At 59.7% G+C, this 15,689-nt stretch carries 13 protein-coding genes; 10 read left to right on the top strand and 3 right to left on the bottom strand.

Annotation, left to right across the window (positions count from 1 at the left end):
- The 10 genes from ACRZ9X_RS22020 to ACRZ9X_RS21975 form a co-directional block, all read left to right on the top strand.
- Positions 1 to 1,131, top strand: a 1,131-nt coding sequence (locus ACRZ9X_RS22020; protein ID WP_480522245.1) for a COG4223 family protein, incomplete at its 5' end; no start/stop codon positions are given.
- Between the two features lie 10 nt (positions 1,132 to 1,141).
- The gene (locus ACRZ9X_RS22015) at positions 1,142 to 2,638 is read left to right on the top strand and encodes a heme biosynthesis HemY N-terminal domain-containing protein (protein ID WP_480522244.1); all 1,497 of its coding nucleotides are present in this window, start codon (positions 1,142 to 1,144) and stop codon (positions 2,636 to 2,638) included.
- A 121-nt stretch (positions 2,639 to 2,759) separates the two neighbouring features.
- Positions 2,760 to 3,854: an MHYT domain-containing protein gene (locus ACRZ9X_RS22010; RefSeq protein ID WP_480522246.1), complete on the top strand. Its 1,095-nt coding sequence runs from the start codon at positions 2,760 to 2,762 to the stop codon at positions 3,852 to 3,854.
- A 139-nt stretch (positions 3,855 to 3,993) separates the two neighbouring features.
- A complete protein-coding gene (locus ACRZ9X_RS22005; RefSeq protein ID WP_480522243.1) occupies positions 3,994 to 4,827 on the top strand; it encodes an FAD binding domain-containing protein in 834 nt (277 codons plus the stop codon).
- Positions 4,828 to 4,839: 12 nt separating this feature from the next.
- Complete coding sequence (locus ACRZ9X_RS22000; RefSeq protein WP_170473684.1) at positions 4,840 to 5,334, top strand: (2Fe-2S)-binding protein; 495 nt, start codon at positions 4,840 to 4,842, stop codon at positions 5,332 to 5,334.
- The gene (locus tag ACRZ9X_RS21995; RefSeq protein ID WP_480522242.1) at positions 5,331 to 7,748 is read left to right on the top strand and encodes an aerobic carbon-monoxide dehydrogenase large subunit; all 2,418 of its coding nucleotides are present in this window, start codon (positions 5,331 to 5,333) and stop codon (positions 7,746 to 7,748) included. Before ACRZ9X_RS22000 ends, ACRZ9X_RS21995 begins: the two co-directional genes overlap by 4 nt.
- A gap of 101 nt (positions 7,749 to 7,849) precedes the next feature.
- The gene (locus ACRZ9X_RS21990) at positions 7,850 to 8,716 is read left to right on the top strand and encodes an AAA family ATPase (RefSeq protein WP_480522241.1); all 867 of its coding nucleotides are present in this window, start codon (positions 7,850 to 7,852) and stop codon (positions 8,714 to 8,716) included.
- Positions 8,716 to 9,906 carry a vWA domain-containing protein gene (locus ACRZ9X_RS21985; RefSeq protein WP_480522240.1) on the top strand — a complete coding sequence of 397 codons (1,191 nt, stop codon included), beginning with the start codon at positions 8,716 to 8,718 and terminating at the stop codon, positions 9,904 to 9,906. Before ACRZ9X_RS21990 ends, ACRZ9X_RS21985 begins: the two co-directional genes overlap by 1 nt.
- Before the next feature lie 11 nt (positions 9,907 to 9,917).
- Entirely contained in the window at positions 9,918 to 10,727 is an 810-nt protein-coding gene (locus ACRZ9X_RS21980) for an XdhC family protein (protein ID WP_480522239.1), read from the top strand.
- A 107-nt stretch (positions 10,728 to 10,834) separates the two neighbouring features.
- Positions 10,835 to 11,287 carry an SRPBCC family protein gene (locus ACRZ9X_RS21975; protein WP_480522238.1) on the top strand — a complete coding sequence of 151 codons (453 nt, stop codon included), beginning with the start codon at positions 10,835 to 10,837 and terminating at the stop codon, positions 11,285 to 11,287.
- A gap of 46 nt (positions 11,288 to 11,333) precedes the next feature.
- On the opposite strand, the gene ACRZ9X_RS21970 is transcribed toward ACRZ9X_RS21975, so the two are convergent.
- From ACRZ9X_RS21970 to ACRZ9X_RS21960, 3 genes are read right to left on the bottom strand one after another with little or no spacing between them, the layout of a single operon-like run.
- Positions 11,334 to 12,335 carry an aldose epimerase family protein gene (locus ACRZ9X_RS21970; protein ID WP_480522237.1) on the bottom strand — a complete coding sequence of 334 codons (1,002 nt, stop codon included), beginning with the start codon at positions 12,333 to 12,335 and terminating at the stop codon, positions 11,334 to 11,336.
- Between the two features lie 15 nt (positions 12,336 to 12,350).
- On the bottom strand, positions 12,351 to 12,968 hold the full coding sequence (locus tag ACRZ9X_RS21965; RefSeq protein WP_480522236.1) for a response regulator transcription factor: 618 nt from the start codon (positions 12,966 to 12,968) through the stop codon (positions 12,351 to 12,353).
- Positions 12,965 to 15,352 (bottom strand): sensor histidine kinase, encoded by a 2,388-nt coding sequence (locus ACRZ9X_RS21960; RefSeq protein ID WP_480522235.1) that lies wholly within the window; start codon positions 15,350 to 15,352, stop codon positions 12,965 to 12,967. The genes ACRZ9X_RS21965 and ACRZ9X_RS21960 overlap by 4 nt, the downstream gene beginning before the upstream one ends.
- Positions 15,353 to 15,689: the final 337 nt, after the last annotated feature.

Raw genomic sequence — 15,689 nt, 5'->3', positions numbered from 1 at the left:
GAAGCCGAAGCCGAAGCCGAAGCCGAAGCCGAAGCCGAAGCCGAAGCCGAAGCCGAAGCCGAAGCCGAAGCCGAAGCCGAAGCCGAAGCCGTTGATCAGGTTACGCCTGTCGTGGAGCAGGCCCGCGCAGAAGAGAAGGTGATCGAACGCACCGTCGAAAAACGCGGCGGGTTTGTGCCCGCATTGATTGGCGGCGTGCTGGCAGCCGGGATCGGCTTCGTGGTGGGCAATGGCGGATTGACCCCCGCAGCGTCCGACAGTTCGGATGCGGTTGCCGCGCTTGAGGCGAAGCTGGCGGATCAGTCGGATCAGATTGCCAAGCTGGCAAGCGAATTGGCGAACAGCCCTGATGTCGCAGGCCTCTCGGACCAGATCAAAGCGCTATCCGACAAGTTGTCCCCGGTTGAAAGCGACCTGAGCACCGTGAAGTCCAGTGTCGATGCCCTTGCCGGGCAGGTGACTCCTTTGGGTGACAGACTGTCAGAACTCGAGAAACGGCCGATCGAAGCCAATGTTTCGGCCGAAGCCACGGCGGCCTTTGAAGCTGAATTGAAAAAATTGCAGGATTCGCTGGTAGCCCAGCGCAGCGAAGTCGAAAAGATGGTCTCGGACGCGCAGGCGCTTGAGGCCAAAGCCTCGGCTGAGGCGCAGGCCGCCACAAATGCGGCGATCCTGTCGCGACTTCATGGACAACTGGAAGCAGGCCAGCCTTATGAGGTGCTCGTCGGAGAATTGACAGCGGGCGGCGTTGAAGTTCCAGACGCACTTTCGGCGTCGGCGGCGGATGGGGTCGAAACACTCGCATCCCTTCGTAGCAGTTTTACGCCCGCGGCCCGCGCGGCGCTGGCGGATGCGCGCGAAGCCGATAAGGGAACCGGTGTGATTGCCTTTTTGCAACGTCAGACCGGCGCGCGTTCGGTGACGCCGCAGGATGGGGATGACCCGGATGCGGTTCTGTCTCGGGCGCAGGCAGCTTTGGCGGATGGGGATGTCGCAACGGCACTGAATGAATTGAAATCTCTGCCCGAAGCGGCCCAGACAGCGCTGGCCGATTGGGCACAAGCGGCACAAACCCGGCTTGCTGCGGTCGATGCTGCAAACACGCTTGCTTCAAGCCTGAACTCGAACTGAAGGACCTGCCATGCTGTGGTCATTGTTAAAGATCCTTGTTTTTGTTGCGATTATCGGTCTGCTGGCCATTGGCGCGGGGTTCCTCATGGAATCGTCGGGCGGGGTGCAGGTCACCGTTGCTGGCACCGAATACACGCTTGGGCCGCTGCAATCAGTGATCGCGCTGGGCGTGCTGGTTTTTGCCGTCTGGTTGTTCTTCAAGCTGCTGACCCTGTTGATCGCGACGCTGAAATTCCTCAATGGTGACGAGACCGCCCTGTCGCGGTATTTCGACCGAAGCCGGGAACAGCGTGGATATCAGGCGCTGTCGGACGGGCTGATGGCGCTTGCCTCGGGTGAGGGGCGCATTGCGATGACCAAGGCGGCCAAGGCCGAAAAGCTGCTGAACAAGCCCGAACTGACCAATCTGCTGGTGGCGCAAGCCGCCGAGATGAACGGCGATACCAGAAAAGCATCCGAAACATATAAGAAGCTGGTCACCAGCAACGCGACCCGGTTTGTTGGGGTGCGCGGTATCATGAAACAGAAACTGGCCGAGGGTGATGATGATACAGCCCGGAAACTGGCCGAAAAAGCGCTGGCAATCAAACCGCGCCACCAAGAGACGCAGGATATCCTGCTGGGCCTCCAGACCAAGGCACAGGACTGGACCGGTGCGCGGTCAACCCTGACGTCGAAGCTGAAGGCGGGGCATCTGCCGCGTGATGTTTTCAAGCGGCGTGATGCAGTTCTGGCCTTGTCCGAGGCAAAGGACATTCTGGACGACAGCGCAACTGTCGCGCAGCAGGAACATGCCATAGAAGCAAACCGCCTGTCTCCGGATCTGGTGCCTGCTGCTGCCATGGCGGCGCGGGCCTATATCGAAAAGGGCAAACCGCGCGCGGCAACCAAGATCCTCAAGAAAGCGTGGGAGGTGCAGCCGCATCCTGATCTGGCACATGCCTTTGCCGAGATTGCTCCGAACGAAACCCCTGATGCGCGGATCAATCGGTTTTCTGCGCTGACACGCATCCATCCGGAAAATATGGAAACCCGCCTGATATTGGCCGAGTTGAACATCGTGGCCGAAGATTTCCCCGAAGCCCGTCGTGCGCTGGGCGATGTGGTTGAAAAGCAAGGCGACGCGCGCGCATATACGCTGATGGCAGCGGTCGAGCGGGGCGAGGGCGGTTCGGATGCAGTGGTTCAGGGATGGCTGGCCAAGGCGCTGAATGCACCGCGTGGCCCGCAATGGGTGTGCGACAATTGCCATGACATCCAGGCCGAATGGGCCCCTGTCTGCCAGAATTGCGGTAGTTTCGACACGCTCAGCTGGCAAACCCCGCAAACGCCCGAGATCGCAACGGCAACCGGCGTCCACATGCTGCCGCTGATCGTTGGCGCATTGGAAGACAATACCGAAGATGAGGATGACGAGGCCGAGGACAGCGCAGAAGCCGAAGTTATCGAAGTGGAAGCCGAACCGGTTCAGGCCGACGTCGAACCCGTAGTCGAGAAACAGGCCTAGCGCCTGTTTCACCTCATCACCGATCACGCCTGGCGCTGGGCTTCGGCAGCAACTGCCGATTGTCCAAGTCATATCCCTTTGCTAACGTCGCCCGTGCGTCGGGGAGGGCGTGCAGACCAAAATGCTGGACTACTCGCATAACGCCTGGCTTGTGGCGGCTTCCTTGGCCGTGGCGCTGATGGCCGGGTTCACTGGCCTTTATCTGACGCATGGAGCGTCCAAGCTGGACGACCAGCGGCGTAAAGTCACCGTGGCACTGGCGGCTGTCATTCTGGGCGGCGGCATCTGGTCGATGCATTTTGTCGCGATGCTGGGGCTGCAGCTTCCGATCCTGTTCTACTATGACGCGCTGATCACCTTGATATCGGCTTTGGTTGCGATCCTGATGGTCGGGCTTGCGCTGTTGCTGCTGCATTTCCGCCCACGCTCGATGCAGACCATTGTTGGCGCCGGGGTCATCGTCGGGCTGGGCATCGTGGTGATGCATTATGTCGGCATGGCCGGTATGGAGCTATGTCGCCCCGTCTACACCGTGCGGGATGTAGCGATTTCGACCGTTGCGTCAGTGGTGCTGTCAGTGTTGGCGATCTGGGTCGCATATGACAACCGCACCCAGCGTAACATCCTGTTGGGCACGGCCTGTTTCGGTTTGGCGGTGTTCACCATGCATTTTGTCGCCACCGGCCTGACCGATTTCGTCGCAAGCGATGCCGCTGGCGGCGCAGGTCCCGCGCTGAACAATCAGGTGCTGGCGATGGGCGTAACCGTCGCCGTGTTTCTGATCTGCGGGGCATTCCTGCTGACTGGGGTCAGCTTCATCGAACCCAACCCCGCCCCCGCCACACCCGCCCCCATGCCGATGCCTGAACCGGAACCCGTCTTACGGGCCGGCGTTCCGTTTGAGCGCGAAGGGCAAACGTTTTTTGCCGAACCCTCCGGCATCGCCGCGATCCGGGCTGAAGGACATTACACCATCCTCTACATGGATGCCGAGAAACTCTTTTGCCCCTGGTCGATCACCGAGGCTGAGGCGCGCCTGTCTCCCGAGGGCTTCTTGCGCGCGCATCGCAGCTATCTGGTGAACCCCAAACATGTCTCGCGTTTTGAGAGGCACAAGGACAATGGCACCTGTTATTTCGATGGTGTAGACGCGTTGATCAAGGTCCCGGTCAGCCGATCTCGTCTGACGGTTATCCGCGACGCTTTGGGTCTTTGATCGCATCTCGTGCAGCCCATTCGCATTTCGTGAAACAAGCTGCGCGCCCCGTTTCCGTTGGCTGGAATGGCTGATCCCCGCATCCTCTGCTGGCTGCAGGTCCCCCAAGGCATACTGCCCGGACCCAGGGAGGAAACATATGATACCAGCCGGTTTTGAGTATCACCGGCCAGGCGACATCGCCTCGGCCATCGGCATTCTGCAGGAACACGGAGACGAGGCACGCGTGATCGCGGGCGGGCACAGCCTGATCCCGATGATGAAGCTGCGTATGGCCGAGATGGGCCATCTGGTCGATCTGCAGGCCATCGAGGAATTGAAGGGCATCGAGGTCGGGTCCGATACCGTGACCCTTGGCGCGATGGTCACGCAGCATGAGCTGATCACACATGACGACCTCGCCTCGGCCATTCCGCTGATCCGCGAAGCGGCGTTGCAGATCGCAGATCCGCAGGTGCGCTATGTCGGGACGGTTGGCGGCAACGTGGCCAATGGAGACCCGGGCAACGACATGCCGGGGCTGATGCAATGCCTGAACGCGACATTCGATCTGTCCGGCCCGGATGGGTCCCGCAGTGTCGCCGCGCGGGAGTTTTACGAGGCTGCGTATTTCACCGCCCGTGAGGATGAGGAAATCCTGACTCGGATTTCGATCCCGGTGCCGGGTGCCGGTGTCGGTCAGGCCTATGAAAAGCAAAAGCGCAAGATCGGTGACTATGCCACCGCCGCCGCCGCCGTGATGGTGGGCAACGGAACGGCCTCGGTCGCGATGACCAATTTGGCCGACACGCCGGTCTGGTCCGAAAGTGCAAGCGCTGCGCTGGCTGATGGCGATGTGAACGGCTGCGTTGCTGCGATGCTGGATGCGATCGAACCCGTTGCCGACAACCGCGGACCTGTCGAATTCAAGAAACATGTGGCCGCCGTGATGCTGCGCCGCGCCATCGACCGTGCGCAAAGCCGCGCGGGTTGAGGGGAGGAAACCATGTCGAAAATGCACGTCAAACTCACCGTGAACGGTAAAGAGGTCGAAGGTCTGGCCGAGCCGCGCACGCTGTTGATCCACTTCCTGCGGGAAGATCTGAAAATCACCGGCCCTCATATCGGATGTGAAACCAGCCATTGCGGGGCCTGCACCGTGGATATCGACGGCAAGTCCGTCAAATCCTGCACGACCTTTGTCGCGCAGGTAAACGGCGCCGATATCACCACCGTCGAGGGGCTGACCAATGACGATGGCAGCCTTGGTGTGTTGCAGGAAATGTTCCGCGAGCATCACGGGCTGCAATGTGGCTTCTGCACACCGGGCATGATCACCCGCGCGCATCGCTTGCTGCAGGAGAACCCGAATCCGACCGAGGAAGACATCCGTTTCGGAATGGCCGGAAACCTGTGCCGCTGCACCGGGTACCAGAATATCGTCAAGGCGATCTCGGCTTCGGCTGACATGCTGAACGCCCAGAAGGAGGCTGCGGAATGAACGATCAGACTCTGACCCCCGAAGAACGCGCCGCCAACCTCAAAGGGATGGGCAGCTCGCGCAAACGCGTCGAGGATGTGCGCTTTACCCAGGGCAAGGGCAACTATGTCGACGACATCAAGCTGGACGGCATGTTGTTCGGCGACTTCGTACGCTCCCCCTACGCCCATGCCCGCGTTGTCAGCGTGAACAAAGAAGCGGCTCTGGCGTTGCCCGGCGTGATCGCTGTTCTGACAGCCGACGACCTGTCGCCGCTGGGCCTGCACTGGATGCCGACCCTGGCGGGCGACAAGCAGATGGTTCTGGCCGACGGCAAAGTGCTGTTTCAGGGACAGGAAGTGGCCTTTGTCGTCGCCGAGGATCGCTATATCGCGGCGGATGCTGCGGAACTGGTTGAGGTTGAATACGAAGAACTGCCGGTTTTGACCGACCCGTTCGAGGCGCTGAAATCCGATTTGGTGCTGCGCGAAGACCTTGAAGGTCAGACCGAAGGTGCGCACGGCCCTCGCAAGCATCACAACCACATCTTCACTTGGGAACAGGGCGACAAAGACGCGACCGAGGCCATTCTGGCCGAGGCTGACGTGGTCGCCGAAGAGATGGTGTACTATCACCGCACCCATCCTTGCCCGCTGGAGACTTGCGGCTCGGTGGCCAGCATGGACAAGGTGACTGGGAAACTGACGCTTTACGGCACATTTCAGGCCCCGCACGCGATCCGGACGGTTGTGTCGCTGATCTCTGGTATCGCAGAACACAACATTCGGGTCATCAGCCCTGATATCGGTGGCGGGTTTGGCAACAAGGTCGGCGCTTATGCGGGCTATGTCTGTTCGGTTGTAGCATCCATCGTGACCGGTAAACCAGTAAAATGGGTCGAGGACCGGATGGAGAATCTGATGTCCACCGCCTTTGCCCGCGACTACTGGATGCAGGGCAAGATCGCGGCCACCAAAGAGGGTAAGATCACCGGATTGTGGTGTCACACCACGGCGGATCATGGCGGCTTTGACGCCTGCGCCGACCCGACCAAGTTCCCGGCGGGGTTCATGAATATCTGCACCGGGTCTTATGACATCCCAACTGCCTATCTGGCTGTCGATGGGGTTTACACCAATAAGGCTCCGGGCGGGGTGGCCTATCGCTGTTCCTTCCGTGTGACCGAGGCCGCCTATTTCATCGAACGGATGATTGAGGTTTTGGCCATCAAGCTGAACATGGATGCGGCCGAACTGCGCCGGATCAACTTCATCAAGGCCGATCAGTTCCCCTATCAGTCCGCGTTGGGCTGGGAATATGACTCGGGCGATTATCATACCGCTTGGGACAAGGCGCTGAAGGCCGTGGACTATGACGCTCTGCGGGCGGAACAGGCACAGCGGGTCGAAGACTTCAAAGCAGGTAAATCCCGCAAGCTGATTGGCATTGGTCTGACGCATTTCACCGAAATCGTGGGCGCCGGGCCAGTGAAGAACTGTGATATCCTAGGGCTAGGGATGTTCGACAGCTGTGAAATCCGCATCCATCCGACCGGGTCCGCCATTGCTCGGCTGGGCACAATCTCTCAGGGTCAGGGTCACGCGACGACCTTTGCCCAGATCATCGCCAGTGAGATTGGCCTGCCCGCCGATGACATCACGCTGGAGGAAGGCGACACCGACACCGCTCCGTATGGTCTGGGGACTTACGGGTCTCGGTCCACGCCTGTGGCCGGTGCGGCGACCGCGATGGCTGCGCGTAAAATCCGGGCCAAGGCTCAGATGATCGCGGCTTATCTGCTTGAGGTCCATGATGACGATGTCGAATGGGACGTGGATCGGTTCGCGGTCAAGGGCGCGCCCGAGCGGTTCAAGACGATGAAGGAAATCGCCTTCGCCGCTTATAATCAAGCGATCCCGGGGCTGGAACCCGGATTGGAGGCCGTCAGCTATTACGACCCACCGAACATGACTTACCCGTTCGGAGCCTATATCTGCGTGATGGAGATCGACGTGGATACCGGCGAATGGGAAGTGCGCCAGTTCTATGCGCTCGACGATTGCGGTACGCGGATCAACCCGATGATCATCGAAGGGCAAGTCCATGGTGGCGTGACCGAGGCGTTGGCCATCGCAATGGGTCAGGAGATCGCCTATGATGAGATGGGTAATGTGAAGACCGGAACCCTGATGGACTTCTTCCTGCCGACAGCGTGGGAGACGCCGAATTATACCACCGGTCACACGGTGACGCCGTCTCCGCACCATCCGATTGGCGCGAAGGGCGTCGGCGAAAGCCCGAATGTCGGAGGTGTGCCTGCGTTCTCGAATGCGGTGCATGATGCGTTCCGGCCCTTTGGGTTGGTGCAGAGTCATATGCCGCATGATCATTGGCGCATCTGGAAGATCGCCAATGGGTTGGGGATGCATGGGTGATTGGGGTCGGACCGGCTGTTGCTGGTCCGACCGAAGCAAGGGGGCTCTGCCCCCTTGGACCCCCGGGATATTTTTGGCCAGATGAAGAATGGATCCTGGTTTTGACTTTGAGTGATGTGCAGAACGGGTTGGCCGCGCAGGGCTACGTCGCTGATGATCGGTTGGCAATGGCGTTGCATCTGGCGCAGGCTTTGGGGCGGCCTTTGTTGCTGGAGGGTCCTGCCGGTGTGGGCAAGACCGAGGTGGCCAAGGCCGTGGCGGCCTGGCTTGAGGCGCGGTTGATCCGGTTGCAGTGTTACGAAGGTTTGGACGCCAGCCACGCGATCTATGAGTGGAACTATCAGCGGCAGTTGTTGGCGATTCGCGCGAGTGAAGCGCAAGGGGGTGTTGGAGAAGCGCAGTTGTTTTCTGACGCTTATCTGCTGAAACGGCCTTTGTTAGAGGCCATTTCGCAGGACGCGCCTCCGGTTTTGCTGATTGATGAGATTGATCGGGCGGATGAAGAGTTCGAAGCTTATCTGCTGGAAATCTTGTCCGACTTTCAGATCACCATCCCCGAGCTTGGGACGGTTGAGGCGAAGGCGCGACCGATTGTGATCCTGACTGCCAACGGGACGCGGGATTTGTCAGACGCTTTGCGGCGGCGGTGTCTGTACAGTTTTCTGGACTATCCCTCGAAAGAGACCGAAATGGCGATCCTGCGCGCAAGGATGCCTGAGGTTGAGGCGCTTTTGGCGCGTCAGATCATTGGTGTTGTTCAGGCTCTGCGGAAAGAGGACCTTGAGAAGGTGCCGGGCATTGCCGAGATGCTGGATTGGGCGGCTGCGCTGTCCGGGTTGGGTGTCAACGATCTGGCGCAAGCGCGGGAGGAGGTTCAGGCGACTCTGGTCTGCCTGCTGAAAACCGCTGCTGACTATGACGCCGCGCCGCCCGAGGTCATGGACCGCCTGATCGGAAAGGTGGCGTGATGCAGGTGACGCGCTTTCCTTCTCGCGCTGCGGGTTTGGCTGACCGGATGTCAGGCTTCATGGCGCATTTGCGTATGAATGGTCTGCGCGTGGGCGTGCGCGAAACCGAAGATGCGCTGGCCGCTTTGTCCAAGATCGAAGCAGCAGACGTGGCTCAGGCAAGGCAGGCCTTGTGTGCTTTGTTGGCCGGGGATGCCGAGGACTGGCGGCAGTTTGACGCGTTGTTCGATGCCTATTGGTTCAACGCGGGCAAGCAGCGCAGCGGGATGGCGCAGAGCGCATATGTGCGGGTGCAATCGGCCAAGCCGATGATCTGGCAGGGGCAAGAGCAGCCAGAACAGGACACGCAGACAGATTCAGATCAGGCAGTCACCACTCCTGATCCGGGCGACGGGGAGGCCGAAGGGATGGACGGGAAGCTTATCGCGACCCGCACGGCCAACCTGTCGCGCCGGGACTTGCGGGAGTTGATGGACGAACAGTCTCTAAAACAGGCAGAAAGGACGGCCGAGCGTTTGGCGGGTGCCATTCGGGATCGGCGGTCGCGGCGTAGAAAACGCGCCTTGCGCGGCCCCGCGCTGGACATGCGGCGCATTCAGCGGGCCAGTCTGGCGCGCGGGGGCGAGCCGTTGGACCTCTACCGTCGCGCCCGTCCTCCGCGTCCGATGCGGATCGTGGCCTTGTGTGATGTCAGCGGATCGATGACGGTCTATTCCCGCGTCTTTCTGGCCTTTCTCAAAGGACTGATCGGCAGCGGGACCGAGGCGGATGCTTATCTGTTCCACACGCGTCTGATGCGGGTGACAGATGCGCTGCGCGATCACGACTCGATCCGAGCCACAGGTCGGCTCTCGCTGATGGCCGAAGGCTTTGGCGGTGGCACCGACATTTCGGGAAGCCTTGAGAGTTTCCTGAACGGCTATGGCGCGCGGGCGCTGAACGGGCGGACCATCGTGTTGATCCTGTCGGATGGCTATTGCAGTTCCGATCCGCAGGCGCTGGGCAATGTCCTGGCGCGTGTTCGGCGCAAAACCCGGCGGATCGTCTGGCTGAACCCGCTGAAAGGGTGGCAGTCCTACGAACCTGTGGCTGCGGCGATCCGGGCGGCTGAACCTCATCTGGATGCGCATTTGCCAGCCAACACGCTGGACGCACTGGCGGCGCTTGAACCGCAGTTCCGGAAATTGTGAAAGGAGCACTCATGCCTGGATTTGACATATTTGACAGGATCGAAACGCTCCGCAAAGAAGGTGAAGCATTTTGTGTGGCAACTGTACTGCGCACGGCGGATGCCACTTCGGCCAAGGCGGGGGCAAAGGCGGCGGTGACCTCTGATGGCACGATTGTCGGGCATCTGGGCGGGGCGTGCGTTCAGCGTGCTGTGCGCAGTTCGGCAGTACAGGCATTGGCCAGTGGGACTCCGCAGATGATCCGTGTGAAACCCTCGGACAAGGTGGTGGCCATGACGGACCCGGATGGCGTGCAAACCTTCAAAAGCGGTTGCCCGTCCGGAGGAACGGTCGATTTGCTGGTCGAACCCTACCAGAACGCACCGCGGCTGGTGATTTTTGGGGAAACGCCCATTGCTTCGGCGTTGGCTGCACATGGTGCAATGATGGGACTGCGTGTTTGCGTGTCTGCCGAAATTGGTGATGTCGGCCACACCGTGTTTGACCCCGATGACTTGCAGGCTTTGGGTATCGAGCCGCGTGATTTTGTTGTGGTCGCATCGCAGGGTCATGGGGATGGTGCGGCGTTGGACTCCGCCTTGAACTCGGCCGCGCGGCGGGTGTCGATGGTTGCAAGTCAGCGCAAAGCGCAGGTTCTGTGTGACAAACTGGTGGCGCAGGGCATGAACCCGGCCCGAACACAGGCGTTGAAAGCCCCGGCAGGATTGCACATCCACGCGGTTGATCCGCATGAGATCGCGCTGTCGATTCTGGCCGAGATCGTGAAATGGCGAAATACAGACCGATCCGAGGAGCAATCCGATGATGAAAAAATGGCGTGACAGGTTGCGGGCATTCTGGCCTGCGCCCCGCAAGATGACGACGCAGGAAGCAACCGACGAGGCGTTGCGCGTATATCCCAGATGTTGTTGAACAAAGGACTGACCCAATGGAACTAAGTGACGAAATCCGCATTGCCGCCCCGCGCGACGTTGTCTACCGCGCGCTCAATAACGCCGAGGTTTTGCGCGAATGTATCCCGGGATGCGAAGAACTGACCCAGACCGGGCAGGATCAGCTGGCCGCTAAGGTGGTGCTGAAAATTGGACCGGTCAAAGCGCGATTTGCCGGTGAGGTGACACTGGATACCTCGAACGCGCCAAACGGGTTTTCATTGAAGGGAGAAGGCAAGGGAGGTGCCGCAGGGTTTGCAAAAGGCGGCGCGGATGTCTCCTTGACCGAAGACGGGTCCGAAACTGTTTTGGCTTATACCGCAAAAGTCGATGTTGGCGGCAAGATTGCACAATTGGGCAGTCGGCTGATTGCGGGCACGGCCAAGAAACTGTCCGGCAAGTTCTTTACGCGCTTTGGCGAGATTGTTGCCGAACAGCAGGTTCCATGATCCGACACGCCCCTCAGACCCTGTTCTGAGGGGCGTGTCGGCACGTTCAGTCTTGGGCAAATTCGAAGCGTGTCACTTGTTTGGAAATCTGACCGGGGTAAAGGGCCGCGTTGGGAAAACCGGGGTGGTTTGGTGCATCCGGCCACAGTTGCGGTTCTATCGCGAGGCCGGCGAAGTTGCCATATCGTCGCCCCTCCAGCCCGTCGCGGCACGAGGTATCCAGTTGGGCTGCCGTATAAATCTGAAGTCCCGGTTCAGTTGTGTGGACCGTCATGCGCAGACCTGACCGAGAACTTTGCAGGCTGGCAACCGGGCGCAGGTCACACCGGGCGGAAGCAAGACAGAAATTGTGATCCAACTCTTGCTTGCCGATGGGTCGCGCAGCTCTGAAATCACACTTGCCGGTTTTGACAGGCAACTGCGTTCCGGTGGGGATCAGGTCACCGTCCGTTTGCAGATAGGTTTCTGCATTGATCTGCAAGCTGTGGTTCGTGATATCCGGGCCACCATCAAGATTGAAATAGCTATGTGGGGCAAAACTGCACAGGCTCGGACTGGTGCAGGTTGCGCAAATGGTCACCTGCAGCGTCCGATCCTGTACGATTTCGTATTTGGTACGGACAGTCAGATGGCCGGAAAAGCCCATATGGCCGTCAGGCATCTCAAGCGACAGCTCGACAGATTGCGTGTTAACCTTTTCTATGTGCCAGACCTGGTGGCTGCTGCCTTGGATACCGCCGTGCAACGTATGCCGGTCCAGAAAATTGTGCTGGGTCTGGAATTCCTGATCATCAATCCAATAACGACCATGGGCGATCCGGTTGGCGAACCGACCAACGATGGCGCCGAAATACGTGTCGCTTGTCAGGTAGCCATTCAAATCCTCCCACCCCAGAACCAAAGGATGAGCGGTTCCGGACCATCGCAGGTCCTGAACGGTGGCCCCGTAGGTCAGGATGGCCGCGCGCAGGTTCCGGCCTGTCAGTTCGATCCGCTGGACCGGCGTTCCGTCGGCAGTATGGCCAAAGGGGCTGATGTTACTTGCCACGACCGGATTCCCGTCTCAGACGCCTTGACCGAACATTTTATAAAGTTCGATGGTTGTCTTGACGCCAACCTTCTGCTGAATGCGGCCCCGGTGAATTTCGACGGTTCTGGGGCTGATCCCAAGTTCCGCCGCGATCTCTTTGCTTGAGGTCCGTTCGGGATGGGTGAGGATATGTTGCAGGACCTCTTCCTCGCGTTCGGTCAAGCGCCCCCGTTTTTCCGCCAATGCGTCGGCGCGTGATTTTTCATCCCGCAAGCCTGCACCTATGTCTTGCGCAGCTTCTATGCGTTCAATCAGAACCGTCAGATCAAAGGGTTTTTCCAGAAAATCTATCGCCCCGGCCTTGGTGGCGCGCACAGATTCCGGAATGCCACCATGGCCCGAAATGAAAATGATCGGAATGGTCGAGTTCCGGCCCATCAGATGATCTTGCAGTTCCAGCCCGTCCATGCCGGGCATGCCATAATCCAGTATCAGGCACCCCTCGGCATCGTCACGCACCGAGTCCAGAAACGTCTGTGCATCGGCAAAGTGATGCACCTCCATGCCGCGTTTGGTCAAAGACCGCGACAGCGCAACACGCACGTCGTCGTCATCATCCACAATGAACACGGTCGGAGGGGTGGCCGTCATTCTTCTTCCTCATCAAAGGCGCTGCGTCTGAGCGTAAAGCAAAACCGGGCGCTGCCGTCTTCGGTAGGCTCGTACCGGATTTCTCCGCCATTGGCTTTGACGATGGTTCGGCAGATGGACAGACCCAGCCCCATTCCATCGGTTTTTTGGGTGTCGAAAGTATTGAACAGGGTGACAGTAGGATCGACACCGGGGCCGTTATCCTCGACCCGGACCTCGACCATATCCGGGGCGATTTGGGTCGAAATAGTGACTCGGCCTGTCTCTGACGGGTGACGCGCCAGCGCGTCGATGGCATTGCGCAACAGATTGACCAGCACCTGTGCAATCTGCGTCCGGTTGCCGATGACCGCGGGCAGCGCGGTCTCGGCATATCGCAATCTGATATCATGCAGCTTGGCCTCCGCCTCCATCAGAGTGACGGTTTGCCGGATCAACCCGTTCAGCTCGAACGGAGTCTGGCGCCCGCGATCTTTGCGGACCACGTCGCGCAGGGCCCGGATGATATCCCCCGCACGGCGCGATTGGCGGTCGATATCGCTGAGGATCTGGTTCAGATCAGGGTCCGGGTCGCCGATTTCCTCAAGCGTGATCTTGGCGGCATCCACATTGTAGGAAATCGCGCTGAGCGGCTGGTTCAGTTCGTGCGCCAGCCCCGAGGCCATCTCGCCCATCAGGTTCACCCGCGCCACGTGGGACAGATCGCGGCTGAGGCGGCTGGCTTCATCCTCGGCCTGTTTGCGATCGCTGACATCGTCGACAATGGCAACGGCATGGTCAGGCACACCCTTTTCGTCGCGGATCAGGATCGCGTTCACCCGCAGCCATATGGTCGAGCCGTCTTTGCGGACAAACGGAGTTTCTGCGATGAATTCGGAATCCTGCAGCAACGTTTCGCGGAACTTCACCGCGATCTGTTGGCCATCATCGGGCAAGGTCTCGGCCAGCGTCAGGTTCTCTAATTCACCGGGCTGGTAGCCCATGATATCGCAAAGCTGTTCGTTCACCCGCTGGAACCGCCCGGTTTCGGGCGAAATCTGCGCCATCCCGCGCGAGGCCAGATCGAATGTGCGACCATAGGCGGTTTCGAACCGCTGCCTTTGCCGCACCTCCTGCGCCAGCGCGGCACCGCTGTCTTCAAGCTCGCGATAGGGGCTGTGCACGCCTTCGTCAGGGGTGATCTCGCCGCTGGACAGGCGCTGTGTCTGGCTGGCGAAGCTGCGCACCGGGGCATAGATGCGGTCGGCCAGCGCCAGGCCAACAGCACCGGTCAGGATGGCGATGGACAGCGCGATCCAGATGCCCTGCACCCGGTTTTTCTTGATCTCGCCGATGAAGTTGTCTTCGGCGGCGTAAAGCCCGATCAACCAGTTCAGGCCGGGCTCCGACACGTCGATCAGCATTGCGACATAGTCCTGACCACCCAGTTCGAAATCGGTATGAACGGGGCCTTCGACCTCGGCCTTGTCTTTCTGCACCAAGGTGCCAAAGGCCTGACGCGCCAATGCGTCGTTGATCTGGTCCACCATCGGTAGTTCCGGATTGTCGAAATCCGCATCCTGATCGATCAGCACCAATGTCGGATGCGCCAGAACCGAGCCATCCTCGTTCAGCACCAGTGCCGCGCCGCGCCGTTCCGACCAGATATCCAGCAGAAATCCCGACAGCGCATCGATCTGGATGTCGATGCCCAGAATGGCGCGGGTTTCGCCGGCATCGTCCAACACCGGCACGCCATAGGTGATGCCCGGCTGACGGGTGGTGTAAAAGATATAGGGCTGCGTCCAAATGGGAGCTTTCTCGGCATCGACCATTCTGAACCACGGGCGGGTGCGGGCCTCGTACGTGTCGGTCTGGGTCTCGGCGGTGTCCAGCAGGGTAAAGTGGTCGTTGCGCCATTGAAAATCCGCCGGATGTTCGGTGATCTCGGGGGCAAAGGGCGGGATGACCTTGGTGCGGTAACGACCGGGTTCCTCAGTCCGCATCACATAGACGAACCGCCCGGTTTCATCGGCCAGATAAATCCCCGCCAGCTGCGGAGCGACCTGCAATTGCTGGAAAAAATGGCTTTCCAGCGCAGCGGTATCGTTGATGTCCAGCACATCGTTTTCTGCCAGCCGCCGCGTGGCATCCAGCACCTGCCGCGCCGGGTTCAGAAAGTTTTTGACCTGACCGATGACATTGACACTGACCTCGTTCAGCGAAATGCGCGACTGCCGCAAAAGCGCGTTTTCCGAGCTGACAAAGGTCGACAATGTCACCGACAGCACCGCCACAAATTGCAGCCCCGCCAGACACAGGGCCAGCGTCGCGCGCAGCGACCTGCGCCTGCGGGCGGGTTCGGCCTGATCCCGGCGGAAATCCTGTTGCGCTGTGCTGTCCAATCTTCAGTCCAGGTGGTGGTTGCGGTTAGGCCCGGGCCATGATGCCCGCGCCCTTGCCCCCAAGCCTATACGTAAACTACCGTATAGACACGCACCGATTGGTTTCGCTTTCATAATTCGCATCTGGGTGGCTGATTCCAAAACCGCGTTTTGGGTCGATCAGGCATTCTCACAAGGATCAAAAAAGACTGACAACAGGAGTGTCAAAGTGCTCAATAAATCTTCAATCACAGCGGCTGTAACCGTCGCCTTTTTAGCGCCTGCGGCGTATGCTGAGGAGTTTATCACGATTGGGACGGGTGGTGTAACGGGTGTTTATTATCCGACGGGTGGTGCG

The sequence above is a fragment of the Ruegeria sp. AL1 genome (genome assembly GCF_056540905.1).
Note: the sequence above shows the minus strand (reverse complement) of the source record. Positions and strands in the feature narration are given on the sequence as shown.

What these genes read in the sequence shown, in the direction of transcription:
- ACRZ9X_RS21985 (WP_480522240.1), top strand. Translation starts at nt 8,716, where the DNA reads ATGCAGGTGACGCGCTTTCCTTCTCGCGCTGCGGGTTTGGCTGACCGG.
- ACRZ9X_RS21980 (WP_480522239.1), top strand. Translation starts at nt 9,918, where the DNA reads ATGCCTGGATTTGACATATTTGACAGGATCGAAACGCTCCGCAAAGAA.
- ACRZ9X_RS22005 (WP_480522243.1), top strand. Translation starts at nt 3,994, where the DNA reads ATGATACCAGCCGGTTTTGAGTATCACCGGCCAGGCGACATCGCCTCG.
- ACRZ9X_RS21965 (WP_480522236.1), bottom strand. Translation starts at nt 12,968, where the DNA reads ATGACGGCCACCCCTCCGACCGTGTTCATTGTGGATGATGACGACGAC.
- ACRZ9X_RS22015 (WP_480522244.1), top strand. Translation starts at nt 1,142, where the DNA reads ATGCTGTGGTCATTGTTAAAGATCCTTGTTTTTGTTGCGATTATCGGT.
- ACRZ9X_RS21975 (WP_480522238.1), top strand. Translation starts at nt 10,835, where the DNA reads ATGGAACTAAGTGACGAAATCCGCATTGCCGCCCCGCGCGACGTTGTC.
- ACRZ9X_RS22000 (WP_170473684.1), top strand. Translation starts at nt 4,840, where the DNA reads ATGTCGAAAATGCACGTCAAACTCACCGTGAACGGTAAAGAGGTCGAA.
- ACRZ9X_RS22010 (WP_480522246.1), top strand. Translation starts at nt 2,760, where the DNA reads ATGCTGGACTACTCGCATAACGCCTGGCTTGTGGCGGCTTCCTTGGCC.
- ACRZ9X_RS21995 (WP_480522242.1), top strand. Translation starts at nt 5,331, where the DNA reads ATGAACGATCAGACTCTGACCCCCGAAGAACGCGCCGCCAACCTCAAA.